Source organism: Streptomyces sp. NPDC051909, from assembly GCF_040681095.1.
Classification (GTDB): domain Bacteria; phylum Actinomycetota; class Actinomycetes; order Streptomycetales; family Streptomycetaceae; genus Streptomyces.
In genome coordinates this window covers 52,415-76,541 of the sequence record NZ_JBFAYA010000027.1, presented here as the reverse complement: position 1 = coordinate 76,541, position 24,127 = coordinate 52,415, and the positions used below count along the sequence as shown (strand labels likewise).

22 protein-coding genes and 2 pseudogenes are annotated in these 24,127 nt (G+C 70.3%); 7 read left to right on the top strand and 17 right to left on the bottom strand.

Translation table 11 applies throughout. The features are described from left to right. Positions 1–114: 114 nt before the first annotated feature. The 3 genes from AB0M18_RS31020 to AB0M18_RS31010 all read right to left on the bottom strand — a co-directional run bounded on the left by AB0M18_RS31020 (position 115) and on the right by AB0M18_RS31010 (position 3,654). Entirely contained in the window at positions 115–465 is a 351-nt protein-coding gene (locus AB0M18_RS31020; RefSeq protein WP_365763877.1) for a pentapeptide repeat-containing protein, read from the bottom strand. Positions 466–474: 9 nt separating this feature from the next. Next, positions 475–1,191, bottom strand: a complete 717-nt coding sequence (locus AB0M18_RS31015; RefSeq protein WP_365763865.1) for a pentapeptide repeat-containing protein — start codon at positions 1,189–1,191, stop codon at positions 475–477. A 192-nt stretch (positions 1,192–1,383) separates the two neighbouring features. Beyond that, on the bottom strand, positions 1,384–3,654 hold the full coding sequence (locus tag AB0M18_RS31010; protein WP_365763863.1) for an MMPL family transporter: 2,271 nt from the start codon (positions 3,652–3,654) through the stop codon (positions 1,384–1,386). Between the two features lie 176 nt (positions 3,655–3,830). Here AB0M18_RS31010 and AB0M18_RS31005 point away from each other — a divergent pair, with 176 nt between their 5' ends. The 4 genes from AB0M18_RS31005 to AB0M18_RS30990 all read left to right on the top strand — a co-directional run bounded on the left by AB0M18_RS31005 (position 3,831) and on the right by AB0M18_RS30990 (position 6,862). Continuing rightward, complete coding sequence (locus tag AB0M18_RS31005; RefSeq protein ID WP_365763861.1) at positions 3,831–5,003, top strand: histidine kinase; 1,173 nt, start codon at positions 3,831–3,833, stop codon at positions 5,001–5,003. Beyond that, positions 4,978–5,640 (top strand): response regulator transcription factor, encoded by a 663-nt coding sequence (locus tag AB0M18_RS31000; RefSeq protein WP_030832911.1) that lies wholly within the window; start codon positions 4,978–4,980, stop codon positions 5,638–5,640. The genes AB0M18_RS31005 and AB0M18_RS31000 overlap by 26 nt, the downstream gene beginning before the upstream one ends. Positions 5,641–5,979: 339 nt before the next feature. Beyond that, on the top strand, positions 5,980–6,180 hold the full coding sequence (locus tag AB0M18_RS30995) for a transposase (protein WP_365763858.1): 201 nt from the start codon (positions 5,980–5,982) through the stop codon (positions 6,178–6,180). Between the two features lie 43 nt (positions 6,181–6,223). Further along, positions 6,224–6,862 (top strand): DDE-type integrase/transposase/recombinase, encoded by a 639-nt coding sequence (locus AB0M18_RS30990; RefSeq protein ID WP_365763856.1) that lies wholly within the window; start codon positions 6,224–6,226, stop codon positions 6,860–6,862. A gap of 216 nt (positions 6,863–7,078) precedes the next feature. On the opposite strand, the gene AB0M18_RS30985 is transcribed toward AB0M18_RS30990, so the two are convergent. The 5 genes from AB0M18_RS30985 to AB0M18_RS30965 all read right to left on the bottom strand — a co-directional run bounded on the left by AB0M18_RS30985 (position 7,079) and on the right by AB0M18_RS30965 (position 10,342). Continuing rightward, on the bottom strand, positions 7,079–7,657 hold the full coding sequence (locus AB0M18_RS30985; RefSeq protein WP_365763854.1) for a TetR/AcrR family transcriptional regulator: 579 nt from the start codon (positions 7,655–7,657) through the stop codon (positions 7,079–7,081). 77 nt (positions 7,658–7,734) lie between these two features. After that, positions 7,735–8,625 carry an SDR family NAD(P)-dependent oxidoreductase gene (locus AB0M18_RS30980; RefSeq protein WP_365763852.1) on the bottom strand — a complete coding sequence of 297 codons (891 nt, stop codon included), beginning with the start codon at positions 8,623–8,625 and terminating at the stop codon, positions 7,735–7,737. Between the two features lie 285 nt (positions 8,626–8,910). Further along, entirely contained in the window at positions 8,911–9,051 is a 141-nt protein-coding gene (locus tag AB0M18_RS30975) for a hypothetical protein (protein WP_365763850.1), read from the bottom strand. Between the two features lie 78 nt (positions 9,052–9,129). Then, the gene (locus AB0M18_RS30970; RefSeq protein WP_365763875.1) at positions 9,130–9,702 is read right to left on the bottom strand and encodes an isochorismatase family cysteine hydrolase; all 573 of its coding nucleotides are present in this window, start codon (positions 9,700–9,702) and stop codon (positions 9,130–9,132) included. A gap of 43 nt (positions 9,703–9,745) precedes the next feature. After that, complete coding sequence (locus tag AB0M18_RS30965; RefSeq protein ID WP_365763848.1) at positions 9,746–10,342, bottom strand: hypothetical protein; 597 nt, start codon at positions 10,340–10,342, stop codon at positions 9,746–9,748. A 153-nt stretch (positions 10,343–10,495) separates the two neighbouring features. On the opposite strand from AB0M18_RS30965, the gene AB0M18_RS30960 reads away from it, so the two are divergent. Beyond that, positions 10,496–11,485: a phosphotransferase gene (locus AB0M18_RS30960; RefSeq protein WP_365763846.1), complete on the top strand. Its 990-nt coding sequence runs from the start codon at positions 10,496–10,498 to the stop codon at positions 11,483–11,485. A 34-nt stretch (positions 11,486–11,519) separates the two neighbouring features. Here the strand turns inward: AB0M18_RS30960 and AB0M18_RS30955 are convergent, their stop codons facing one another. Both AB0M18_RS30955 and AB0M18_RS30950 read right to left on the bottom strand, forming a co-directional pair. Beyond that, the gene (locus AB0M18_RS30955) at positions 11,520–12,041 is read right to left on the bottom strand and encodes a transposase (protein WP_365763873.1); all 522 of its coding nucleotides are present in this window, start codon (positions 12,039–12,041) and stop codon (positions 11,520–11,522) included. 169 nt (positions 12,042–12,210) lie between these two features. Next, positions 12,211–13,071, bottom strand: a pseudogene (locus tag AB0M18_RS30950) (aldo/keto reductase); the annotation flags it as partial. 946 nt (positions 13,072–14,017) lie between these two features. On the opposite strand from AB0M18_RS30950, the gene AB0M18_RS30945 reads away from it, so the two are divergent. Beyond that, positions 14,018–14,836: an isocitrate lyase/phosphoenolpyruvate mutase family protein gene (locus AB0M18_RS30945; RefSeq protein ID WP_365763842.1), complete on the top strand. Its 819-nt coding sequence runs from the start codon at positions 14,018–14,020 to the stop codon at positions 14,834–14,836. Between the two features lie 220 nt (positions 14,837–15,056). On the opposite strand, the gene AB0M18_RS30940 is transcribed toward AB0M18_RS30945, so the two are convergent. From AB0M18_RS30940 to AB0M18_RS30925, 4 genes are all read right to left on the bottom strand, one after another. Next, the gene (locus AB0M18_RS30940; protein WP_365763840.1) at positions 15,057–17,945 is read right to left on the bottom strand and encodes a tetratricopeptide repeat protein; all 2,889 of its coding nucleotides are present in this window, start codon (positions 17,943–17,945) and stop codon (positions 15,057–15,059) included. Positions 17,946–17,969: 24 nt separating this feature from the next. After that, positions 17,970–18,473: a hypothetical protein gene (locus tag AB0M18_RS30935; RefSeq protein WP_365763838.1), complete on the bottom strand. Its 504-nt coding sequence runs from the start codon at positions 18,471–18,473 to the stop codon at positions 17,970–17,972. 184 nt (positions 18,474–18,657) lie between these two features. Further along, positions 18,658–19,179 (bottom strand): hypothetical protein, encoded by a 522-nt coding sequence (locus AB0M18_RS30930; protein WP_365763836.1) that lies wholly within the window; start codon positions 19,177–19,179, stop codon positions 18,658–18,660. Between the two features lie 92 nt (positions 19,180–19,271). After that, on the bottom strand, positions 19,272–19,706 hold the full coding sequence (locus AB0M18_RS30925) for a hypothetical protein (protein WP_365763834.1): 435 nt from the start codon (positions 19,704–19,706) through the stop codon (positions 19,272–19,274). A gap of 569 nt (positions 19,707–20,275) precedes the next feature. Here AB0M18_RS30925 and AB0M18_RS30920 point away from each other — a divergent pair. Then, entirely contained in the window at positions 20,276–21,775 is a 1,500-nt protein-coding gene (locus AB0M18_RS30920) for an MFS transporter (protein WP_365763832.1), read from the top strand. 195 nt (positions 21,776–21,970) lie between these two features. Here AB0M18_RS30920 and AB0M18_RS30915 read toward each other — a convergent pair. The 3 genes and pseudogenes from AB0M18_RS30915 to AB0M18_RS30905 all read right to left on the bottom strand — a co-directional run. Next, a pseudogene (locus AB0M18_RS30915) lies at positions 21,971–22,158 on the bottom strand (chitinase); the annotation flags it as partial. A gap of 296 nt (positions 22,159–22,454) precedes the next feature. Then, a complete protein-coding gene (locus tag AB0M18_RS30910; protein ID WP_365763830.1) occupies positions 22,455–23,630 on the bottom strand; it encodes a hypothetical protein in 1,176 nt (391 codons plus the stop codon). Positions 23,631–23,818: 188 nt separating this feature from the next. Further along, positions 23,819–24,118 (bottom strand): hypothetical protein, encoded by a 300-nt coding sequence (locus tag AB0M18_RS30905; protein ID WP_365763828.1) that lies wholly within the window; start codon positions 24,116–24,118, stop codon positions 23,819–23,821. Between the last annotated feature and the right edge of the window lie 9 nt (positions 24,119–24,127).

The window sequence follows — 24,127 nt, the reverse complement described above, 5'->3', positions numbered from 1 at the left end:
CACCGCCCACAACCCGTCATCGACTTCCCACGGCTTCGGCCGAGCCACCCCGCACCCCCGGATCATCAGTCCCGGAGCGATCCAACCACCTCGAAGATCATTTCGTTAGGAGTTCTAAGCCGAACGCAGGGGCGGGACGTTCCTCGCGATCGCGGCCGCCTGCAGCAGAATGCTCGGCTCGGCGCCGGGATCCTCGAGGATGACGACGCCAGCCGCCTGATTGTCGAAGTCTGTCGGCCAGATGGTGACGTCGCTCGCCAGTGCACCTTCCAGCTTCGCCCGTGTCAGGTCGGCACCGGTGAGGTCGGTTCCTCGGAGGTCAGCCAGTCTCAGATCCGCGCCGGTGAACTTGGTGCCATGGCCCCGCGCCTTGCGCAGATTCGCCTCCCGCAGGTCGGCTCCGGAGAAGTCAGCATCGCTGAGGTCGGCCCTGACCATGCGAGCGCCGCGCAGGTCGGCTTCGATGCAGCGGCTCTAGTGGAGAATCGAGGTCCCGAGCTCCACGTGGCGCATGTTGGCCGCGATCAGAGATGCCTTGGTCAGGTTGACCTGGTAGATACTCGCCGCTTCCAGGCAGGCGCCGTCGAAGTTGATGTGGTGCAGCCACAGTCCGTCGCAGTCGGCCCGTCGCAGGTCGGTGTAGCTGACGTTGAGCCAGTCGGGCTTGCGTTCCTGGCACAGGACTCCGAGGCCGGTGAGCGCCACCTGGGCATCCGGGGCACGGGTCTCGAGCGGAGGCACGGAGTTGATGGAGGGTACCGCCACCGGGGAGTCCTGCCCTTGCGGAGGCCATGGCAGGTGGGTTCGGAGGAACGCGGCCTTGATCGAGATGACCGCCTCCCGGTCGTGAGGCGAATGGTCCGCGATCCGCCACAGTGCGTAGAGGCCACCGATCCGCACATCCGTCTTCTCGCTGCCGAGCTGGTTGACCGCCCGGCTGAAGCGGTCGGTGAAGTGTCCCTCCCGGGTGGCGTTCAGCCCCTCCTGGTTGACCCTCAACTGCCGCCAGGTGGCGTACGCGCCGAAGAGGACGACAGCGCCACCGACCGCCTGCACGAGCGTCGTGCGCACGTTGTTCACAGCTCCGAGCCGGTCAGCGGCCGAGATCGTGGCCCCGCCGAGATCGCGCTCGACCACGAGTCCCGGCAGCACCACGACCACGACGGCCAGCGCGGCGAGCACTGCCAGCACCGCCGCCACCGTGAGAAGAGCGGAACTGACCCGATGCCGCCAAGAGGCGCCCGGTATGCGGCGGCCTGAGTAGATTCCCCCGTATCCATGGGCACATGATCGCAGGACGGCCCGGAAGCCGGTGTACCTATCCGGTCAGAGCACTAGGTGACGCGCCGAGGTGCCGGACGCCAAGGGCGGGCGGGAGTTGAGTCAACGGTCGACCAGCCGTGGGCGCGGGGCCTCACCCGTGGATTCCGCGTCGGTGTCGTCGGTACCGACCGGGCCGCGGGGAAGGATCCGGTCCAGCCACTTCGGCAGCCACCAGTTGGTCCGGCCGAGGAGTGTCATGGTCGCCGGTACCAGCACCATGCGTACGACCGTGGCGTCGATGAAGATCGCGGTGGCCAGGCCGAGCCCGAACATTTTGGTGGAGGGGTCCTCGGCGACGGCGAAGGACAGGAAGACCGCCACCATGATGAGGGCGGCCGAGGTGATGATCCGGGCGGTGCGCGAGACGCCCTCCACGATCGCCGTGCCGTTGTCGCCGGTGCGCAGGTACTCCTCGCGTACGCGGGAGAGGAGGAACACCTCGTAGTCCATCGACAGGCCGAACAGGATGGCGAAGAGGAACATCGGGATGAACGACACGATCGGAACGGTCGCTTCCAGCCCGATGAGTGCGCCTCCCCAGCCCCACTGGAAGACCGCGACCATGATGCCGTAGGCCGCGCCGATGCTCAGCAGATTCAGCAGTACCGCCTTGAGCGGTACGAGTACCGAGCGGAAGACCAGCATCAGCAGCAGGAACGACATCGCCAGCACGGCGGCGACGAACACCGGCAGGCGTTGGCTGGTGCGTCGGCCCACATCGGACAGGCTCGCGGCGGCGCCGCCGACGTGGGCCCTGGCCGGGCCGTGCCCGATCGCCGCGGGCAGCACGTCGGTGCGCAGCCGGGCGATGGTGTCGGCCGTGGCCTTGTCCTGAGGGCTGGTGGTCGGGAACACCACGAGGGTCGCGATGCCGGTGGCCCGATCGATGTGCGTCGGCGCGACGGATGCGATGCCCGGATCCGCCGCGACCGCCCCGACGAGACGGTCCAGCACTCCCGGATCACCGGTGGGGTCCGCGGCGATGACGAGGGGACCGTTGGTGCCCGGGCCGAATCCTTCGGCGACGAGGTCGTAGGCCCGGCGCTCGGTACGGCTCGGAGGCAGTGAGCCGTCGTCGGGCAGGCCGACGCGAAGGCCGAGCAGGGGCAGCGTCGCCGTCAGCAGCAGCCCCGCCGCGCCGACCGCGTACAGCACCGGGTGCCGGCTGACGTGCCCGATCCAGCGCCGCCACCCGGCGGTATGGGCGGCGCCTGCCGCCGGGTCCCGCCGCCGTGCGAGTCGGCCCGGCTTCCCGGTCTGCAGAGCCCGGCCGACCCGGCCGACCCGCCCCAGACGCGGGCCGGCGGCGCCGAGGAAGGCCGGCAGCAGCGTCACCGACGCGACCACCATGGTCAGAACGACGATCGAGACGGCAAGCCCGCCCACCGTCATGAACGGCACGTTCGCGACCGCCAGGCCGAGGATCGACACGACGACGGTGCCGCCGGCGAAGACCACCGGCCGCCCCGCCGTGGCCACCGCCCGCCCCGCCGCCTCGCGGGGATCGAGCCCGCGCGCGAGGTACTCCCGGTGCCTGGCGAGCACGAACAGCGCGTAGTCGATGCCCACTCCGAGCCCGACCATGCTGCCCAGGACCGGTGCGAAGGCGGGGACCTCTGTCACCCCCGCCAGTACCGTCATCGTGGCGACCCCGACGGTCAGTCCGAAGACCGCCATGCCGATCGGCAGCGCGGCGGCGACGAGCGAACCGAACGCCAGGAACAGGATCGCGGCCGCGGCGAGGAGGCCGATCAGCTCGCTCGCGCCGCCGTCGGGGTCGGAGAAGGCGTAGAAGAGGTTCCCGCCCATCTCGATGCGCAGGGGCAGTTCGGCGCGCAGCCGGTCGCCGAGTTCGACGAGGGCGTCGAGGTCTTCGGCCGACAGCCGGCTCTGATCGGGGTACTGCACCCGGACGACCGCGATCCGCCCGTCGGCCGAGACGAGGCCGCCGCGCACGGCGGTGTCCCCGCCCGCGTCGAGCGCCCCCGCCGGGTCGCTCGTGCCGAGCACGTGCGGCAGCCGCTTCACCTCGGTCTGCAGCCGCGTGAGAGCGGTGCGCGCGCCGTCGTCGTCGAAGAACGTCGCACCGTCGTCAAGAGGGGTGACAACCACTTGGGCGGTCATCCCCTCCTGGCCGGTGCCGGCCCGCTCGATCAGTTCCGCGGCCCGTCGGGAGTCCAGTCCCGGAGCGGTCATCGAGTCCGCGGTCCGCCCGCCGAAGGCGATCGCGGCGAGGACGGCGAGCGTGGCGGCGATCAGCCATGCCGCGATCACCCGCCAGGGATGGCGGGCGGCGCTTGCGCCCAGGCGCAACAGGGCTTTCGAGAGCATCGGGTCCTCCAACCACCTCGTCGGCCGTCCTTGTACGGCCGCCGATGCCTCAGGCTCGTCGCCACGGCGTTCCGCGGCATCGGCCCGCGGGCCGCGGATCCCTCGGCCCCAGGGCGGAGTGACGACCCGTCCTTTCGGCCGATGCGCGGCACGCCGCGGTCCCTAGGCTGAGAACCGTGCTCCGAGACGACCTGCGAACCCTGTGGACCGAACCCCGGCCACCCGACGCGCCCGCCCGGGTATGGCGGGACTGGGCGCTGCTCGCCGCGGGCCTTGCCGGTGTGGCGCTGGAGGCCACCCTGCGCGAGAACGTCGTGTGGCGGCCGGTGGCGGTGGTGTTCGCCGTATGGCTGTGCCTGCTGCCCCTGTGGCGCCGGACCCGCCCGCTGGCGATGGTGACGCTGGCGTTCGGCTCGGTGATCGTGCTTCCGGTGGCCTCGCTCGTCGGCGCACCGCGCGAGCCCGTCGGCCTGTACACCGGCGCGGTCGTGCTCGTGCTGGTGTACGCGCTGCCCCGGTGGGGATCGGGACGCGAGATCGTGCTGGGCGGCGCGGTGATCCTCGCGGCCGGCGCGCTGTGTTCCGTCACGGACGAGACCCCGGTCGTCGAGAACGTCGTGGGCTTCGCCTTCCTGCTGCTGCCCGGCGTGGTCGGGGCTGCCGTGCGGTTCCGTGTGACCGCTCGCGAGCGGCAGTTGGAGCAGGTGCGCTCCCGCGAGCGCGAGCAGCTCGCCCGGGAACTGCACGACACGGTGGCCCACCACGTGTCGGCCATGGTGATCATCGCCCAGGCGGGCCGGGTGCTCGCGGGCACCGACCCGTCCGCCGCCGTCGAGGCGCTGGAGGGGGTCGAGGAGGAAGGGGCGCGCACGCTGGAGGAAATGCGCGCCATGGTCGCCGCGCTGCGCGACCGCGGGGTCGGCGCCGAGCTGGCGCCCCCTGCCGGAGTCGCGGATCTGGAGCGCCTGGTGCGCACCCCGGGTGGTCGCCTCAGGGTCGACCTGGGGCTCGACGGCGAACTGGACGCGCTGCCCCCGGCCGTGGACGCGGCCGTCTACCGGATCGTGCAGGAGTCGGTGACCAACGCGCTGCGCCATGCGGTCGACGCGACCGAGCTCGTCGTCCGGGTCGCCGCGGAGCGGCACACGGTACGGGTGAGCGTGCGCGACAACGGCCGGCGCACCGGCCGGGGTCGCGACGGATACGGACTTACCGGACTGCGCGAGCGCGCGACCCTGCTCGGCGGCACACTACGAGCCGGCCCGGGTACCGACCGGGGCTGGCATGTCGAAGCCGAACTGCCGGGAGCGAGGAGCGAGAGCGGTGTCCATTCGCGTCCTCGTCGCTGACGACCAGACGATCATCCGCACCGGGTTGCGGATCATGCTGAACGCCCAGCCCGGCATCGAGGTGGTCGGCGAGGCCGCCGACGGGCGGGAAGCGGTACGTCTGGCCCGCGAACTACGCCCTGACGTCTGCCTGTTCGACATCCGCATGCCCGTACTCGACGGGCTCGAGGCCACCCGGCTGGTCGCCGGCCCGGGCGTCGCCGACCCGCTGGCCGTGGTCGTCATCACCACGTTCGACCTCGACGAGTACGTCTACGGCGCGCTGCGCGCCGGCGCCCGCGGATTCCTCCTCAAGGACACGGGACCAGACCTTCTGGCCCAGGCCGTACGGTCGGCGTCCGGCGGTGAGGCGCTCATCGCGCCCAGCGTCACCGTCCGTCTGCTCCAGGCGTTCGCGGACCTGCCCGCCGGCCGGCCCGTGGCCCAGCCCGTCTCCCCCGTCACCGCCCGCGAGGAGCAGGTGCTCCTCGCCGTCGCTCGCGGGCTGACCAACACCGAGATCGCCGATGCACTGCACATCAGCCTCAGCACGGTGAAGACGCATCTGGCCAGCCTGATGGCCAAACTCGGCGCCCGCAACCGGGTCGAGATCGCGATGTGGGCCTACGAAACGCGCCGAATCCTCCCCGGAACCTGAGCCGGGTGCCGGGCCATGTCCGATGAGTCCCCGCCCGGGCATCAGCGACCCAGGACTTCTCCGAGGTTCTGGGAGCTTGGAACGTCGTGAGCGAGTGATCAGGCAGATCGCGGTCGGGGCCGGCGGGGACTCCCCCGCCGGCCTTGACCACTGTTCTGGAGATCAGCTCGCGCAGCACTGCGACTGCTTGCCGATGGAGCGATCTCTGGTCCACGCTGCAGGTCTGGATGGGCACGCCTTCCCCTGCAGACCCGGAAGGTCCACAACTGCTGTGGAGTGACCCCGAAATTCCGCCACCTGGACGCTGGATGTTTCGTCATCCAGGGGAGGTGATCCAAGGTGGTACAGCGGAAGAACTACCCCGAAGAGTTCAAGCGGGACGCGGTCGATCTCGTGCGTTCCTCGCCGGACCGTTCCCGCACCGACGTCGCCCACGGCCTGGGCGTCCATCTGGAGGCCCTGCGCACATGGGTCCGCGACGACCGGACACGCACTCGGACAGCGGACGGCGACTATTTCGCGCGGGAGACGACACGGTGATCCGCTTCCGTTTCGTCGACGAGCACCGAACGCCCACAGGGTGATGCGGATATGCGACGTTCTCGGATGGGACCGCTCCGGCTGCTACACCTGGCGCCAGATCAACGAGGCGCGGCAGGAGAAGACCGATGCGGAAGAGGGCCCTGGCCCGCCGCATCCGGGAGATCCACACCGATGCCCGGAGATCCTACGGGGCCTGCGGATCACCCGGAAACTCGGGGACCAGGGGCACGTGGTGAACCGCAAGCGTGTCACCCGGATCATGCGGGAGCGTGAGATCGTCGGGATAACGCGACGGAAGTCGCGGTCGCTGACGACGCAGGACCGCACGGCGCCGCCGGCGCCGGATCTGATCCTGCGGGCCTTCACCGCACCGCTGCCGGGTCTGACGTTCGTTGGGGACATCACCTGCCTGCCGACGGCAGAGGGCTGGCTGTATCTGGCAACGGTGATCGATCTGTGCAGGCGGGAGGTCGTGGGCTGGTCGATGGCCGACCACATGCGCACCGAACTGGTCGCAGACGCCGTACCAGACGAGAGTCCGCTGCCATCAACGGCTGGACCTCGCTGCCTGAACGGAAGTGCCGGGACCCGAGGGATCGCTTCAAGTCGCCTTCCACCCGGTCGGATGGTCGCGTCCGATGAAGGCGACCCAGTCGTACAGCCCCTTGCGGCTCAGTGACGGGCCGGCCGCGATCGAGCTGTGGTGTCGGCGGTCACGTAATTCCCCGTCTTCGATCGGTTCCGCGTCACATAATTCCCCACCCGCGTGGTCAGAGTTCCCCAGGCGGATCGCGATCGTGGACGTACATCGACACGCCTGCGGTCGTGGCCGATCTCGAGGCAATGGGCGGTCGGTCGCGCCTGGAGGCCGCCAGTACACCGTGGGGCGGGCCGCTCACTCGCTCGGTGGTGTCGTGCGCAAGCCTTCGAGGAGGGCGGCGAGGTAGCGGTGTGCGGCGTCGGCCCGGTCGGCGGGGGTGCCGCCGTGGACGCTCACGGCGTGGGCGATGCCGCACATGAGCGGAACGAGGTCGGCGGCGGCGAGGTCGGGGCGGACCACCCCGGCATCGCGGGCCCGGGCGAGGAGGGTGGCGCCGGCCGACGCCAGTGACTTCTTGAGTTCCGTGGTGCGCGGCACGGCGTTCGTGGCCGCGGCAGCGACGGGGGGCAGGGCGGCGTCGGTGACCTGCGCCTCGACGGTGCGGAAGAGGAAGCCCGTCAGGCCGCGCCAGGGGTCGGCATCGGTCAGCGCCTGCTGGCCGTGGGCGGCCAGGGCCTCCAGGCATGGGGCGGCGACGGTCTCCAGCAGCGCCTCGGGCGTGGCGAAGTGCCGGTAGACGGTGCCGACCCCGAGTCCTGCCCGGCGTGCGACGTCGTTGAGCTGCAGTGGTGTGCCCTCGTCGACCAGGTCGCGGGCGACGGAGACGATCCGCTTCCAGTTGCGGGCCGCGTCCTTGCGTAGAGGCGTCGTCATGAGGCCATGCTAATCGGATGGTCCATCCGGATGGTTCCGTCGCCCGCCCGGTGGCCGCCCCGCCGTGCGTGTGACGCTCAGGTGAGGGCGAGCGGCGCGTGCCGTTCGCTGAGTCGGCGTACGGCCTCGGCGACGCGGGGGTCGGCCGCCGCGCGGTGCGGGGCGACCGGGTGTGCCTGGGCGCCGACGACGATGCCGGTTCGGCCCGTCAGTGTGTCGTCGGTGGCGGCCATGATGGAGGGCCTGGCTGCCGCGGATGCCGGCCCCGAGGTCGAGCGTTCGAATGTGCGGCGCACCAGGGGCCACAGCAGCCGCAGGGCGGGTGAGACGATCTTCGGGTCGGTCATGGTGCCGTTGGTCATGTCGGTCGCGGCCCCTCCGGGGTCGGCGGCGAAGACCGAGACGCCCGTGCCGTCCAGCCGGGCCGCCAGGTCCAAGGTGTAGGCCAGGTTGGCGAGCTTGGCGCGACCGTACCAGTGGAAGCCGTAGTAGCGGCCCGGCGGCTCGATGGCGTCGAACACTCGCTTGGCCAGGGCGACTGCGCCCGACGTCACGTTCACGATCCTGCTCGGCGCACCGGCCGTGAGTGTGGGCAGCAGCAGTTCGGTCAGCAGGTAGGGCGAGAGGTGGTTGACGACGAACGACGCCTCGACGCCTCCCCGGGTCTGGCGCTCGGCGAACATCGCCCCGACGTTGTTGACCAGCACCGTCAGCGGTTCTCCCGAGGCGGCGTGGTCGGCCGCGATCCTACGGGCGAGAGCACGCACCTGGTCGAGCGAGGCGAGGTCCGCGGACAGGAAGCGGGCCGGGTGCACCGGGCCCGTCGCGTCGATCCGCTCGACGGCCCCGGCTCCCCGCTCGGCGTCGCGCCCGATCACAGTGACCGCAAACCCGGTGGCGGCCAGCCCCAGCGCCGTCTCCAGGCCGATGCCCCCTGTTCCGGCCGTGACCACTGCTGTCTTCTTCATGCGCTCCTCCACCCCGGCAGTCAATCGGATAGACCATCCGCTTAGTCCCGGACGGTAGCACACATACGGATGAAGTATCCGGTTCAGGCTTCGGCGCAGCGGAGCTCCGCCCGCCGACAGGAAACAGGCGGATGTCCGGGGAATCCCCTGACGTTCGCCCTGGGGAATCAGCACGCGGGCCGGGCACCGTGACCGGCCCGGCCGGCAGACCGAGGCGGCGGCAGACCGTCGAGGTCGCGGCGGTCATCGCCGCGAGGACCTCCGCGACCTCAGGGCCGATGCCCGCTACCGCGCCATCAGCGCATCGTCCGCGGCCGTCGCACTCCAGCCGCAGGCCGCGGCGGCGTCCGCGAGCAGGCACGCACTTTCGGCGACCTGGTCCACCTGCACCGCGATGCCGGGCACCGCCCGTTCCACCAACTCCATGCCAGGGCCACGTGGGCCCTGAGCGCACTCACGACCGGAACACCGGGGGCAGGACGACGCGCTCGGAGAATCCGCAGATCAGCAGGTTGCAGGGGCAGTGCGCCGCCCGGTAATCAGGTCGAGGACCTCGGTCGTGGGGCGTACGTCGCCGAAGGAGCGGTAGATCGTCGCGAGGGTGGCGTTGTGGTCAAGGTCGCGGCCGGTCGCGTTGGCGTCGGCGACCATGACCACCCGGTAGCCGAGGGTGGATGCGTCGCGGGCCGAGGACTCGCAGCACACCTGGGTGACCATGCCGATGATCAGGACGGTGTCGATGCCGCGTTCCTGCAGGAGGTCCGGGAGTGCGCAGCGTCCTGGGAAGAAGGCGCTCGGCGCGCTCTTGACGAAGACGTCGTCCGGGTCGGTGACGAAGCCCGGCCACGGCCGACCGGGGAGGGGCCCGGTGCCGCCGGAGTTGCGGAACATCTCGGCGGCCTCGGGGCCGTGGAACTCGTCGCCGACCGGGGTACGTTCGGTGAGCGCCGGCAGCACCCAGGCGATGGTCCCTCCGGCCGCCCGCAGCCGGCCGTCGAGGTGCTGGATGTTCGGGACGATGCCGGGGGCGTAGGGGTTGGCGTCGACAAACAACGGCACCATGTCGATGACGACCAGCGCGGTGAGAGATCATTTACGACCTGCACCAGCCGGGGCGATCTCAGCCGAGGAAGTCCTTCCAGAACGGCACGGACGCCTGCGGAGCCCAGGGCGCGCCCTTGTCGACCTCGCCGAACTCGCGGTCGATGTAGTCGGCCAGGTCGTGGCCGTAGTAGATGATGTCGGTTCCCCACACGGACAAGACCGGGTGTCCCGGACTGTCGAGACCTGCGGGTATGAAGCGGTGCGCGTAGACGGGAACGAGTCGCGGCGCTCGCGCAAGTACCGCTCGGGCCACCTCTACGGCCTCTTCATTGGAGGTGGGACGTGCCCCCAGGGCCGGATGCCAGCTGCCATGAGCGACGTCGCCCAACACTTCTCGTACCGGCCACTCCAGCCGATAGCGCAGGTCGTCTTCATCAGCGTGACGCCAGTCGGGCCAGGGCTGCTGCCACGTCGCACCTTCCTCGGGAGGCGAGGCGACCGGCAACCCAGCCGCCAGGAAAGCACGATGCTCCAGGGAGAACTCAAACCCGTAGGTCGCCTCGATCCGGCCGAATTCTTCCTCCGTGAGCCCTGGAGCCATCTCACAGCAGTCCGCCTGCGCCAACCGCCGCGCGGCCTCCGCACCCAACCAAGCGCCATCAGTGTCGATCACTCCGGCACCGTACACACACTGCTCGCACGGCATCACAACTTTTCGAGCCCTGGCGTGGGCCTCCAGGCCATTGCAGGACAGCCCTAAGGCTGGCTGATGCACTGGAAGCCGACTCGGCCCGACGGTGCATCTGGTCGGCGATAAGGTCGTCGGATGCGCCAGTTCACGGATAGTGAAGCCTTGTCAGGGATCGTGCAGGAGGCATTGGGGGCGGGAGCCCGCGTTGTCGGAGTGGACCGGTTGCGCGGTGGGAGCAAGAAGGGTGTCTATCGGGTTCACACGAGCGGGTCACGTGCAGCAAGTCTGATCGTCTACAGCTGGGCCAAGGCCGAGAATTTCTGGCCGGCTGTGGAAGCCATAGACGTCACCCACCCCTTCGCTCCCGCCTCCGGGCTGGTCCCCTTCCTAGCGGCCCAGCGGAGACTGGACGGCCTTGGAGTTCGGGTTCCAAGGGTGCTTCTCGCTGACGACAGCCGCCGTTGCTACCCGGCGGATGTGGCAGTTGTCGAGGACGTTGCCGGCGGCACTTTGGAAGCGCTCCTGAAGGCGGATCCCGCACGCGCACCACATGCCTTGAGCAAGCTGGCCGCAATGCTCGACGTAATGCACCGGCAGCACAGTCAGCACTACGGCAGGGTGGACGTGCTCGAACGGGGAGACAGAGCAAGTGGCGATTCATGCGAGCAACTGGTGCTCGAGCGCGCCATCGAGGATCTCGCTGAGGCGGCCGAACGCGACCCCAGCATCGGATCAGCCGCGGCCTCTTTGCACGATCGCTTGCAGGAGCTGGCCACACGAGTGGCTCCTCGCACGCAGCACGGACTGATCCACGGCGAACTCGGGCCCGACCACGTCCTGGTCGATGCCTCCGGCCACCCTGTCCTCATCGACATCGAGGGCCTGATGTTCTTCGATGTCGAGTGGGAACACGTGTTCCTGCAGCTTCGTTTCGGCGACCGGTACCCAGCCCTGTCACGCCCCGGACTCGACCCGGCACGGCTCGACCTCTACATGCTCGCGATGCGTCTCTCACTGGTGGCCGGCCCCCTTCGCCTGCTCGACGGCGACTTCCCGTACCGCACGGTGATGCAGGAAATCGCCGAGCACAACGCGAAGGAAGCACTGGCCTTGCTGGCCCCCTAGCTTGACTCTGTCGGGGATCTTGGATCTGCCGAGGTCAGGTGCCCAGGGTTCGCCAGGACTTCGGCCGGGGTATCTCGCGCTGGTCGAGGTAGTTCTGGAAGGCCGTCGGTCGTCGGGGCATGGAGGTTTCCTCGGCCGGTGGCAGTCCGCTGAGGCGCTCGATGTTGACGGCGATGGCCGTCAGGACGTGCTGGATGTGGGCCTTTCCCTGTCCTCGGTAGCGGCAGCGTCGCATGCCGTGTCCGTGGGCGAACTCGTTGACCGTGCCCTCCACTCCGGAGCGGACCGCGTAACGGGCCTTCCACTCGGGCGTCTGCTGCTCAGTAAGGGCGCGGAGTTGCAGGTCGCGGAGCCCTCGTGGAGGAAATCCCACGGTGCGGGCGCTGTCGGCGGTGCTGGTGCACTGGGTGCGGGCTGGGCAGGGGCGGCACTGGCTCTTGGTGAACCTGGCCACGATCAGCGGGGCCGCGGTGGGCGAGGAGGTCGGGTAGGGGCCGTGCCAGCCCGCGCTGACCTGGCCCTGCGGGCAGGTGACCTGCTGGCGGTCGTAGTCGATGTGGAAGTTGTCCCGGGCGAAGCCCTCGTCTCGGCGGTGCTGGTGGGTGGGGTTGCTCCGCAGCGGCCCGGAGACGGTGACCTGGTGCTCACGGGTGGCTTGTTCCAGGTGCGGCAGCGAGGTGTAGCCGGCGTCGACCAGGTGCTCGGCGGGCAGCAGTCCGCGGCGGGCGGCCGGCGAGGAGGAAGCCGTCGGGCTGCGGCTCGTCGAGCGCGAGGGTCAGCTCGATGGGCTCGGTCTTGTTGACGCCGAGGCCCCAGGCCTTGATGACGCCCTCGTCGCGCAGCCGGGACAGGACGCGGAAGGCGCCGGTGCGGGCCTCCTCGAACTTGCTCAGCCACAGGTCGCCGTGGAAGTCCTGGGCGATGTCGTGGACCCAGACGATGTCCAGGCGGTCGGTGCCGAGGCGCTTGAGGCTGTCCTCGATCGAGCGTTCGGTGGCCTCGGCGGTCCACTCGTGGACGATCCTGTTCGGGTTGCCGTGCTCGAAGAGGCCGCCCTTCTCGCCGAGATCGCGGGCGGCGGTCTCGTGCTCGTCGAGGATGACCCGGCCGACCTTGGTGGACAGCACATACTCGTCGCGCGGCTTGCCCGCGAGTACCTGGCCGAGCCGCTCCTCGGTCAGACCCGCGCCGTAGAACGGGGCGGTGTCGTAGAAGCGGATTCCCTGGTCCCAGGCCGCCTCGACGGTGGCCAGGGCCTCCTCGTCGGGGATGGCAAGAGCTGTCTTCACGCGTTCGCCCCCAGTGGCCCGTACTCGTCCGCACACGAACGTCAGACAGTGCGACGGGGGCCGGCCGCGGCATACTCCCAGAGCCGGTCGGCCGTCCCCACCTCGAGCGCATGGGCGGCCACACCCCCGGGACGGCCTCCTCGCCGCCGTGGACGACCCGTGCCTCCCAGTGGTCCGGCGAAGCAACCGCCCGTCACGCCGCTCAGCAGCGAGAGACGGCCGGCAGCGCAGAGGCGGCCCGCAGGACACACCTGGGCCGCCCCCATGCGCCGGACTCCGGCAGAAGGGCCAAGGCATCAGGTTCCCCTCCCCGTCCACCACCCCGAACACCCGCATCGCGCCGCCGTCAAAGCGCCTCCGCAGCCGATGACGACGAAGCCCCGATCGAGAACGTTCACCGTGTCCCCGTCATCCGCCCAGCACCGGGCTCCCCCACCCGGAACCAACCCCACACCCGCACGCAGCAGCTCGTCCCGGCAAGGCCGCCCCGGAGGGACCGCCCGCGGACGCACAGAAGGCAGAACACCCACGGCAACACCCACACGGCCGGCGCAGATCACCCCCACACGTACGGAAACAGACCCCCGCGTCACCCGTGAACCACCAATACCGACACCAACCCCACGGACACCAGGAACAAACATCACCCCCGAGACCAGGCGCACGCACGAAAAAGCCACTCCACGCGGACGCGGGGAGCAGACTGTTTGACCTGCAGCGTTCCACCAACGACAGGCCGCACGCACCACTTTCCAAGAACCCGACAAAACACCCACCCTGAGCAAAGAACCTCCCACAACGCGCCACTCAGCAAAGAACCCGTCCCGCCGCAGCCTCGCCTCGACATGGCCCCAGCGCCCACCGCCCAACCACCGCGACACCACTGACACCCACCCACCACCACCCACTCACTGACGTGGGCGTGATATTTGAAGGCGACTCATACGAATGCCAGGAGGCTGGGCGTCCTTCGAAGAGCCGGTCTGCTGCGCTTATCCAACGAGTGGCTTTGTAGATGAGTCCCGAGAACGCTGATTGATGAGCGGCAAGAGCGCCCCGCTGCCCAGGGGAGTGATGTTGCCGAGTTTTGAGAGCGCCCGGGTACTTTGCTTCAGGGCGGTCGCTGTGCAGAGGCATAACGAGGTGGGTGCGGAGCCTGCCGGCCGCGGTGGATCAGGGCCGGACGACGTTGGTGTCGGATTGCTGCCGGACAGGAGGCTCGGCTCGTTGGTTGGCTAGCCGCATGATCACAGCACAGAGGGACAAGGCCCTGCTCTTCCGCTCCCTTCACAGCCCTGCGCGCCCCCTCGCCCTTGCCAACGCCTGGGACGTAGCCAGTGCTCGTGTCGTCGAAGCCGCGGGAGCGCCCGCTCTCGCCACCACCAGCGCCGGGATCGCCTGGTCGCTCGGTCATCCGGACGGGGAAATCCTCTACTCCGGCCAGGTGGTGGACCTGATCGCCCGGATCGTCGCGGCGGTCGAGGTACCGGTCACCGCCGACATCGAGGGCGGGTACGGACAGGGCGCGGCCGCCGTCGCCGAAACCGTCACACGGGTGCTGGAAGCCGGGGCCGTGGGCGTCAACATCGAGGACGGCACCCGACCTCCGGGCGAACTCAGGGCCCGGCTGAGAGCGGCCCGGTCCGCGGCGGAGCGAATGGGCATGCCCCTCTTCCTCAACGCCCGTACCGACACCTACCTGTTCGGCCTCGGCGACCCCGCCACCCGGCTGAAGGACACCCTGGTTCGAGCACGCGCATACGTGGACGCCGGCGCCGACGGCATCTTCGTCCCCGGCGTCACCGATCCCGCCACCATCGCGGAACTGGCCACTGGCATCTCCGTACCGCTGAACATCATGGCCGGCCCGGGGACGCCGGACGTCGCCGAGCTGGGCGACCTCGGCGTCGCCCGGGTCAGCCTCGGCTCGGGTGTCGCACAGACCGCCTACGCCGCCACCCGCCTCGCCGCGCAGCAGCTGTACAACACCGGTGACTACCAGGCGCTCGCCGACGCCATCCCCTTCCCCGAACTGAACGGTCTGTTCCCCAGCCCGCGCTGACCGTAGGGCGCGACACGACACGCCGAAGGGGCGCTCTCAGAAGTGGCCAACATTTATGGCGCGCATGCCGAGGCAGTGTTCTCCGGACCAAGCTACAAACGCTCTCGGTTCTCGCCTACGAAGCCAAACGAGGGAGCGGAAAGAGCGGTGGGTGGTGGACGACGGGCTCACCGGATGCGGCCAGAGGCCGGTGGACACGGCGGCCAGAGCGGCGTCGGGGCTACCCTGCCGCTTGGCAGCGATCTTGAAGTAAGCGCTCTGGGGGCCGTCCCGCGGTCACTTCAGGACTGGAGCCGGGCCCCCTCAGCGGAACATCTCGCACCCCAACCTTCTCAGAGGTGAGCGTGTCGGGGTGGACGGGCCCATGCACCTGCTCCAGGCCGTCGAGAGCCCGCTCGAAGCGGGGCACGGCCAGGTCCGGGCTACCCGCGAGCCGGTACGTGTGCGCGAGCATGCCGAGGACGGCGAGGGTGTCCGTATGGCGCGGGCCGAGGGCGCGGGTCCGGGCCAGGTATGTCTGTTCGTACAGCGGGATGGCCAGGCCGACGTCACCCGCCTCGCGGTGAGCGTCGGCGAGGTGGCGCCTACTGGTGAGGGTGTCGGGATGGTCCTCGCCCAGGGAGCTCTCCCGTGCTCGGAGGATCTCCCGGAAGAGCGGGACGGCCTGCGCGGGGTTCCCCGCCATGAGATGGGTGACCGCCAGGTTATGGCGGACGGTGAGGGACGCGGGGTCGTCGGCGCCGAGCTGGTCGCGGTGCTCGACGTCGGCCTGTTCGAACAGCGCAAGGGCCAGGTGCGCGTCGTCGACGGCGAGGAACCCGTAGCCGATGTCGACGCCCCGGGTGTCGGGACGACTCCCGTCCTGTGGGGCCAGGTCCCCCTGCCGGGGAGCGCCGAGGCGAACAGCCCGCTCCAGATCTCCGGCCGCCCGGAGAGCGAGAGCGAAGGCGATCCGGAGGGCGCGGGTGATGCCGTGTTGCTCGCCGTGCACGCGCTCCATGGCGGGCAGGACCTCGTCGAACAGCGCGACGGCCTGGTCCAGCTCACCCGTCTCCCGGTACGCGCTCGCCAGGTTGCCCCGTACGAGGAGGGTGTCCGGGTGGTCCTCGCCCAGGACGCGTTCCATGTCGCGGACGATGCCCTCGAAGAGACGAACGGCCCGGGCCGGGTCCTCGCGTGCCACACGCGTTGTCGTCAGGTTGCTCCGCGTCACGAGGGTGAGGTGGTGGTCCTCGCCGAGGACTCGGCGGCACGCGCCGAGGTTCTCCATGAACAGGCGCATCGCTTCCGCGTGATCGCCCGCCACCAGCCGTGCGCGGGCCCGGGTGCTGCGCGCGGCGAGAGTACTGAGGTCTTCGTCGCCTGTGGCTCCGTCGACGACCGGGCCGGGCGCGTTGTCCGGTCCGAGCAGGGCGAGGGCCTTGCCCGGGTCGCCCGCGGCGCGGTAGGCGTCGGCCAGGTTGTTGCGGCCGGCGAGGGTGAGGGGATGCGTGGGCCCCAGCACGCGGTGCGCGTCGTCGAGCGCCCGCTCGTACAGCGGGATGGCCTCCTTCACGTGTCCTGAGGCCTCGCGGGCGTGCGCCAGGTTGTGGCGGCAGGCGAGCGTGTGGACGTCGTCGGGGCCGAACTCCCGCTCGTGGTGGGCGAGTACTCGGCGGAGGTGCGCGGTGGCCCGTGTGGCGAGGCCTTGGCCGAGGAGGCACACGCCCGCGTGGTGGAGGAGCCGCGCCGTGGCGCCGGTGTCCTCGGACGAGGGCGTGTGGTCGGCGATGGCGTCCATATGCGGAAGCAGGGCGCGCCCGGTGGGCCAGGTGTCGGTGTCATTCCAGTCGATCGGCCGGACGGCGGCCTCCAGCGCGACCGTCGCGCGGGTCCGTGCCGCGGTGACGAGGGCGGGCGTGCGGTGCGGATCGTCGCCGTCGGGGGTACGGGCGACGGACTGGACCAGCCGGTGCACGGAGAGGGCTCGCGCGGTGGGGTCCACCGTGATCATGCTGTACGCGTTGAGGACGCCGATCGCGCCCGCGACCACGGCCGGTCGGTCCTCGTCGTCCAGCAGGTCGGCGGGAATGCCGTCCGGGGCGTACCAGGCCAGAGTGCGCAGCATGTCGGAGGCGAGTGGCTGGAGTTCGCCGATCCGGTCGAGGGTCACGCGCCAGATGCGGGAGATGGTGCGCTCCGCGACGGTGAAGCCCTCGCCACCCCGCTCGTACAGCGGGGCGGGGTTCTGCCGCAGCAGCTCCAGATACGCGCGCGGGGTCACCAGCGGGTTCTGGGCGAGGAAGGCGGCGGCCTGTTCGACGGCGAGGGGGAGATGGCCTAGATCCGCGCACAGTTCGGCCGCACCGTCCATGTCCCGGGCACCTCCGCCGGCCCGGACGATGTGGGTGAGCAGGGCCAACGACTCGGCCGGTTGCAGGACGTCGAGCCGGATGACGGCGGTGGCGTCGTGCCAGACCGTGGCGAGTCTGCTGGTGATGAGGAAGCGGCCGTCGGGCAGCCTGGCCAGGAGCGGGGCGATGTGGTTGACGTTGTCCAGGACGATCAGCCAGCCGCGGTGCGCGGCCAGCCACTGCAGTGCGTTCTCGGCGAGGGCCTCCACCGTCAGCACCTTGGAGGTGGCGGGCTGCAGGGCGGTGGCCAGGGCGGCCAAGCCCTGCTCCACGCTCGCCTCGCTGTCGGCGGAGATCCAGCGGACCGGCGTGAGTCGGTGTCGGGCGGCCCGGGTGGCTGCCCAGTGGGCAACCAGCGTGCTCTTGCCGACCCCGCCGAGACCGTGGACGGCCTGGAGCCACACGCCGCCGGTCCCCTTCATGGCGGCGTCGAGGCGGTCGAGTTCGGTGGTGCGCCCCACGAAGTGGGTGGTCCGGTAGGGCAGGTTGTCCAATCCGGGCCGGGCCTTCACCTCGGCCACGGGTCGTACTGCATCCGACGGCAGCACCACCGTGGAGTGGTCGTTGTAGATGCCTGAGACGGCGATTCCGCCGTTCGTCGCGGTCGCGTTGCCGCTGTGTGACACCTGCTGCACAGCTGCATCGCCACCGACCGTCCCGCCGGCCAGGGTGCGCCCGCCCGCGTCGTACCTTCTTCCCCACCGCCACTTCGCCATGCCGTCGCCCCCCGTCCCGGTCGCCTACCGGTTGACGACGCCGCTGACTGCGGTGGAGCCCGTGCCGGTGGCCTCCGCATCCCCGGTGCGCACGGCTCGGGCGGCCGGTCCACCGCCCGAGCGCTGCACCCCCGTTACCGCGCTGGCGCCGTCCCGTGCCACGGCGTTCCCGGTGTCAAGTGCTGTGTCGCCTGTGGCGCCGGCGACGAAGTCCGCCAGGGTACGCAGACCCTGGACGGCTCGCTCCCGGTCCTCTCCGTCGAGGGATTCGAGCAGGGCGGTGAACCTTTCCTGCCAGGCGCCTTCCTGGCGAAGCGCCTCCCGGTCCGGGGCGGTGTCGGTGCCCGGCTCCAGGGCGCGGGCCGTCCCGTCGAGGCGTTCCAGTTCGGCACGTCCGCGCTCCGCGTCGCCGCGGGTGACGAGCTCGGCGACCCGGGCCCGTACCTCGTGCCAGGCGTCCGTTCCGGCAGCCTGGACCACCGCCCCGCCGCCGGCTGCGGCCAACGCCGCCAGAGCCTCGGCCAACACGGCCCTCACCCGCCCCTCGCCTCGGGAAACCTATCGGCAACATACCTCCGGCCCGTCGCGTATGGGGGCCGAATCAGGCCAGCTGCGTGAGGCATCATGAAGCCGGACTGTCCGTGAACACCGGGGCGGCCAACCAACGGTGACGGAGGTTGACCGCCGGCCCCCGGGGCCACCGCCCCTGGGGTCAGGAAGCGCAGCGGACCGATGAGGGGCGACGCGAAGCGGTGCAGGCGCCGTCGGCGTTCTTCGTTCCCGGGTTGCCCAGGTCCAGCTCAGTGTCGACCGACCAGTCGACCGTCTCGCCCTGCGGAACGTAGGTGTCGAAGAGGTTGCCCAGGGAGGAGGTGGAAGGGTCGACGGTCACCGGGGACTTGGTGTCCGGGTCGGCGAGGAAGGCCGCGTCCGGGGTAATGACCAGGTCGACGCCGCCCTTGGTGAACCCCTGGAGTCGGTCACCATCGCGGCGCGGACCGTCGCACTGACGGGTCCTTCCGGCCGTTGGGGCTGCTGGGGCGAACGGGACCCGGAGGTTGCCGTCGTCCGCGGCTTCCCGGACGAGGCCGCGCGGCTCGATTGGCATGTCCGGTACGGGCCCTGCGTCGACGCGGCCGGCGCGCTGGCGTCCTGGTTGCCGCAGGTTTTCGGCAACCGGTGCATCCCCGACGCCTACGCCGCCGAGCTGACCGCCAACTACGGCGCGCACCATCGAACCTTCGACGTCCTACCACCTGGGCGCGGTCTCGCCGTGGGCTGTTCCCTGTTGCCTGGGACGGCGCGTGCTTGCCGCCCCGGTACGTCTCAGTTCCTGATGAGAGGCTCGTAGGGGTGGCCCTCCGGCGTGAAGATGAGGACGAAGTTCTCTCCGGTCCCAACAGCTACCTCCCGCAAGCAGGCCAAGACGTCTGCCTGGTCCGGAAGGTCGAGGCCCAGGGCTGCTGCGGCACGGTCTCTCCGAGTCACGAGATCCGGCATGTCCTCCAGGTACTCGGCCGCGAGCTCGCGACTCTCCTCGTCCGTGAACGCTTGGCAGTCGCGCCACCAAGGGGCGACCAGCAACAGGCGCAGGAGATCGGGCAGGCCGATCGCAACCAGAACCGCACCTCCTTCGGGGGCGGCATAGAGGATGGGACGGTCCTCGCCACCTTCACCGCAGAAGAAGTACGTGCCCCCCGGCGCCGTCGCCCGCGGAACCCTCGAGCGCGGCACCCGAGGCGGGATGGACTTCTTCGACATGATCGCCTCGGTCCAGGTCGAAGTCACCCGGCCAAGCGAGCAAACGGGCGACTGCGTCCCGTTCGCGGACGGCAGCGATCAGCGATTCCATGGGCCGCACCTCACGGCTCACCGGGTTGACGAGAATCGATGGGAATCAGTCGGCTGTTCCACTGCGGGCTGCCCGAGGTGATCTTCAGCAGCATGTCGCGGCGGACGGTCAGCGGCTGGGCCACGAAGGAAGAAGTGGGACTGCTCGCCGACGCCAGCAAGGGGCGGGATCGCGAGCCGGCCCCTCGTCCTTCCCCTTCGTTGCGCGGAGCCCCTTCTTACTGACCGACCGCCTTGGCCGCCCACGCCGACGCGGTCCTCGCCGCGAGGGCCGGCGTCGACTTTGCGCCCACAGGGCCCGCCGAGCAGGAGCGGCTGCTGCGCGATGGCCGGGGCCCCACAGTCCTTGACATTATCAATTATTTACTTAAGCACCTCAAACATTTACTTGACCACCTCAAGCATCAGGACCTACCTTCGTCGTATTACTTGAGGACATCAAACATCTATGAGCTGAAGCACTGAGAAGGTCCCCACCCATGAGTCACGAGATCACCCCGCCCGCCGCCGATCCCCGGCGCGAGACGCTCGTCGTCTTCGCGCTGAGCCTCGCCGCCATGGTCGTATCGATGATGCAGACCCTGCCGGTTCCGATCCTCGGCCTCATCCGCGCTGACCTGGGCACCTCGGCCGCGAACGTGAGCTGGGTGACCACCGCCACCCTGCTCTCCGCCGCCGTCTTCACCCCGCTGCTCGGCCGCTTCGGCGACCAGCACGGCAAGAAGCCCACCCTGGTCGCCGTCCTCGGCGTCATGGTCGCCGGCTCCGTCGTCGCCGCCCTGGCGACCTCGCTCCCCCTGCTGATCCTCGGCCGTGTCCTCCAGGGCGCCGCCACCGCGATCTTCCCGCTGGCCCTGTCCGTGCTGCGCGAGGAGGTCCGCCCGCAGAAGCTGCCCGGCGCGATGTCCCTGGTCAGCGGCACCCTGGCCTTCGGAAGCGGCCTCGCGCTCGTCGCCACCGGGCTGCTCACCTCGGGCTCCGACGCCGACTACCGCAGCGCTTTCTGGATGGCCACCGGCTTCGCCGCGATCGCCCTGCTCGCCGTCGTGTTCCTGGTCCCCGCGACCCGCCACAAGACCGGCGGCCGCACCGACTTCCTCGGCGCGCTCACCCTCGGCGCCACCCTGCTGCTGCTCCTGCTGCCGATCTCGCAGGGCCACGAGTGGGGCTGGACCTCCGGCCGCGTCCTCGGCAGCTTCGCGGCCGCGGCCGTCATGACCGTCGTCTGGGTCCTCACCGAGCTCAAGGTCCGCGAGCCCCTCGTCGACATGCGGATGTTCGTGCACCGGCCGGTGCTCATGGCCAACCTGGCCGGCATCCTCGTCGGCTTCGGCATGTTCGCGAACTTCCTGGGCGTCTCGTACCTCGTCCAGATGCCCGAGGCCCTCACCGGCTACGGCTTCGGCGCGTCCATCCTGCGCGCCTCCGTCGAGTTCCTGCTGCCCGGCGCGATCGTCTCCCTGCTCGCCTCGCCGATCGGCGGCCGGCTCGTCCGCCACCGCGGCCCGCGCACCGCGCTGACCCTGGCCGCCGCCCTCGGTGCCGTGGGCTTCGGCTGGCTCGCCCTCGACCACGGCCACACCGCCTCGGTGATCGGCGCGGGTGTGATCGTCGGCGCGGCCGTCAGCTTCGGATACGCGGCGATGCCCGCCGTCATCATGTCGAGCGTCCCGCACCACCAGAGCGGCATCGCCAACGGAATCAACTCCATCTCCCGCTCCACCGGCAGCGCGATCGGCAGCGCCGTGGTCACCACGATCCTGGCCTCGCAGACGATCGAGCACCTGCCCACCGGCGTCCCGGCCCTGCCCTCAGAGTCCGGCTTCACCCTCACCTTCTGGATCGGCACCGCGGCCTTCGCGCTCGTCGCGGTCATCGCCCGCCTCGGCCTGCGGGCCGGCCAGACGCCCCGTACCGAGCGGGTGAGCGCGCCGGCCGCCGCGAAGGAAGCCGAGAAGGAGAAGGCAGCCGCGGCATGACCAGAGGGCGGGCCCGCCGGACGACGGGCCCGCCACTGTTCCGGAACGCCGTCAGGTCGTACTGGAGGGAGCCGTCCTCGTACGACTCGATGAACGGCTCCTCGATACCGGTGACCAGCGAAGACAGCCGACGTCAGCCAGGGAGCGATGCTGGTGTCGAGATCCTGAAACAGCCGCTGAGGCTCACGCCGCCGCCGGGCACGGCCGGTCGCGGTTGACGGGCCAGAAGACGAGCAGGGCGACGTGGTTGCCGTTGGCCCGGTCTCGAATCTGCCTCCGGTCTCCGGCGTGGTCGTCTCCCGTCGGCCGGAGAGGCGCCTCATGCCGGAGATGCCGACATGGGCATACGCGGTGGTGTCGCTCCAGCCGAAGGTCGACTTCAGCCAACCGCTCGGCCATCGGCCGGATCGACTTCCGCCGGCCCTGCAGCATCAGGCCCCGCAGATGACACCCGCCCCACGGCAGCGCGGCGGAACGCGGCCAGCGCCGCAGAGCGGGTGGGTGCGGCCGGCCGCGAGCCTCCCGGGCAGCCATCCGCCGCATGCTCCGGCACGAACCAGTCGCCGTCATCAAGGACCGGCAGAAGTGCGGGGGTACGCAGCTGCACTGCCGAGCGTGCGGCCGAGAACGCGTCTCTCGCCGTCCCGATCCGCCCCGAGCGCGCGGCCTGTCCGCAAGCTCAGGGAGGCGGCGGCACCTCGTCCAGAAGGACGCGCAGGCGCTCCAGCGCCCATGCTTCCGCATCGTCTGCCGGCTCCCGTTCGAGACAGGCGTGCAAGTCGACGCGTCGGTTGGCCCAGCTCTTCCCTGCCTGGTCGTACGGGTAGAGCACAGAGACGAGGAAGTGCGCCAGGTCCGAGTGCCGGGGATCCTCCGGCTCAGGGGAGATGAAGAACGTGCGGATCGGCGGAGCGTGATCGCCAATCGTCCCCGCCCCCTCCAGGTCGACGACGCGCACACGCTCGTCCTCGCCCTCGCCCTCGCCCTCGTCGGCCCGAACGTCGACGAGGAAGTTCGCCAGTTTGGCGTCGCCCAGGTAAACGCCTTCCGCATGAAAGCGTTCGAGCAGCAGCCACGCCTGCTCAAGGTGCCGCGGGCGCAGCCGCCCGTTCAGCTTGTGGTGCAGGAAGTTCGGCCCGTCGACGTACTCCAGGACGAGGGCGACCTTGCGCGGGACGTCCAGCGTGTCCAGCAGCGCCGGGGCCATCCGATCCAGTCCGCGTTCGGCGAGGAGCCGGTAGCAGGCGATTTCCCGGCGCAGCAGGTCGCAGCCGTCGGTGCCGTCCGGCTGCACCTGCCCGCGGTGGTAGCCGGCTTTCAGCACGACCTGTTGGAGCGTTGCCGCCGTCGCGTCCATGGCGTGGAAGACCCCGCACTTGCCCTGCTGGGCGAGGGCGCGGAAGGCGGGGTACCGGCGCAGGAAGCGCCGGACGTCGGGGTCCTCGGCCTCCGGCTCGGTGAACCCGGCGAGGGCGTCCGTCACGCCCTCAGGCACGGCGCGCGCGAGGCTGCTGCGGTCGTCCACAACCTCGCGACCGCCCAGGACGAGCGTGCTGCCCACGTACGCGCCGAAGCGGTAGAAGAGCGGCAGCCGGCCGCCGAAAGGCCGGGAACACGGCACCGCAGGGCACTGGTCCCGGTATTGCCCGAGCGCCTTCTTGAGCACTCCCAGGAACGACGCCTGCGGATCCGGCAGGTAGACGACCAGGCACTTCCCGATCTGGGAGTAGCCATGCACCCCCGCGTTGAGCTGCTGCAGGGTGGCGAGGTCCTTCACGTACTTGAAGTGATGGCCGGCATCGAGCAGCAGCGGCGCCACCTTGTGCAGCATCTCGCGGGCGTTGAGCAGCGTCATCGGGACGTACAGCTTCCACCCCTGACGGATGCCCGGGACGGGAACCCCGCACGCGTACCAGAGGGCGGACTCGGTGAAGGAGCTGCCGGCACCGAGCTCGCGGGGGTGGGGCAGCGCGGGGAGCGCCGGGGCGGCGGGTGTTCCCGGGACCGCCGCCGGCGCGCCGCGCACGACGGCAGGTCCGGCCCTCAGCACTCCACCAGGACCGTGGTCACGGTCACCGTGGTGATCGTGGGAGTGGCAGCCTCCTCGTCCGCTCCGGACCGGGCCGGAAGGAGGGCGGCCAGCTCACGCTCACCGGTCGCGAAGCCGATCAGCCTCTGCACCCGTTCCTCGTCCGTCTTCATCGCCTCCAGCTCACGGATGACGGACTTGTACTGCTCGGGATCCTCGCGCATGGTCCGGATGACTTCGAGAATCGCTTGTTCGGTTTCGCGTTGCGCGTCCGGCTCGCTCGGCTCGCTCGGCTCGCTCGGCTCGTAGGTCATGATTCCTCC

Excerpts from the sequence above, each read along its gene's own strand:
- AB0M18_RS31010 (WP_365763863.1), bottom strand. The coding sequence starts at position 3,654 with ATGCTCTCGAAAGCCCTGTTGCGCCTGGGCGCAAGCGCCGCCCGCCAT.
- AB0M18_RS30990 (WP_365763856.1), top strand. The coding sequence starts at position 6,224 with ATGCGGATATGCGACGTTCTCGGATGGGACCGCTCCGGCTGCTACACC.
- AB0M18_RS30985 (WP_365763854.1), bottom strand. The coding sequence starts at position 7,657 with ATGACGACGCCTCTACGCAAGGACGCGGCCCGCAACTGGAAGCGGATC.
- AB0M18_RS30980 (WP_365763852.1), bottom strand. The coding sequence starts at position 8,625 with ATGAAGAAGACAGCAGTGGTCACGGCCGGAACAGGGGGCATCGGCCTG.
- AB0M18_RS30975 (WP_365763850.1), bottom strand. The coding sequence starts at position 9,051 with ATGGAGTTGGTGGAACGGGCGGTGCCCGGCATCGCGGTGCAGGTGGAC.
- AB0M18_RS30960 (WP_365763846.1), top strand. The coding sequence starts at position 10,496 with ATGCGCCAGTTCACGGATAGTGAAGCCTTGTCAGGGATCGTGCAGGAG.
- AB0M18_RS30945 (WP_365763842.1), top strand. The coding sequence starts at position 14,018 with ATGATCACAGCACAGAGGGACAAGGCCCTGCTCTTCCGCTCCCTTCAC.
- AB0M18_RS30940 (WP_365763840.1), bottom strand. The coding sequence starts at position 17,945 with ATGGCGAAGTGGCGGTGGGGAAGAAGGTACGACGCGGGCGGGCGCACC.
- AB0M18_RS30930 (WP_365763836.1), bottom strand. The coding sequence starts at position 19,179 with ATGGTGCGCGCCGTAGTTGGCGGTCAGCTCGGCGGCGTAGGCGTCGGG.
- AB0M18_RS30925 (WP_365763834.1), bottom strand. The coding sequence starts at position 19,706 with ATGTCGAAGAAGTCCATCCCGCCTCGGGTGCCGCGCTCGAGGGTTCCG.
- AB0M18_RS30920 (WP_365763832.1), top strand. The coding sequence starts at position 20,276 with ATGAGTCACGAGATCACCCCGCCCGCCGCCGATCCCCGGCGCGAGACG.
- AB0M18_RS30910 (WP_365763830.1), bottom strand. The coding sequence starts at position 23,630 with ATGACGCTGCTCAACGCCCGCGAGATGCTGCACAAGGTGGCGCCGCTG.
- AB0M18_RS30905 (WP_365763828.1), bottom strand. The coding sequence starts at position 24,118 with ATGACCTACGAGCCGAGCGAGCCGAGCGAGCCGAGCGAGCCGGACGCG.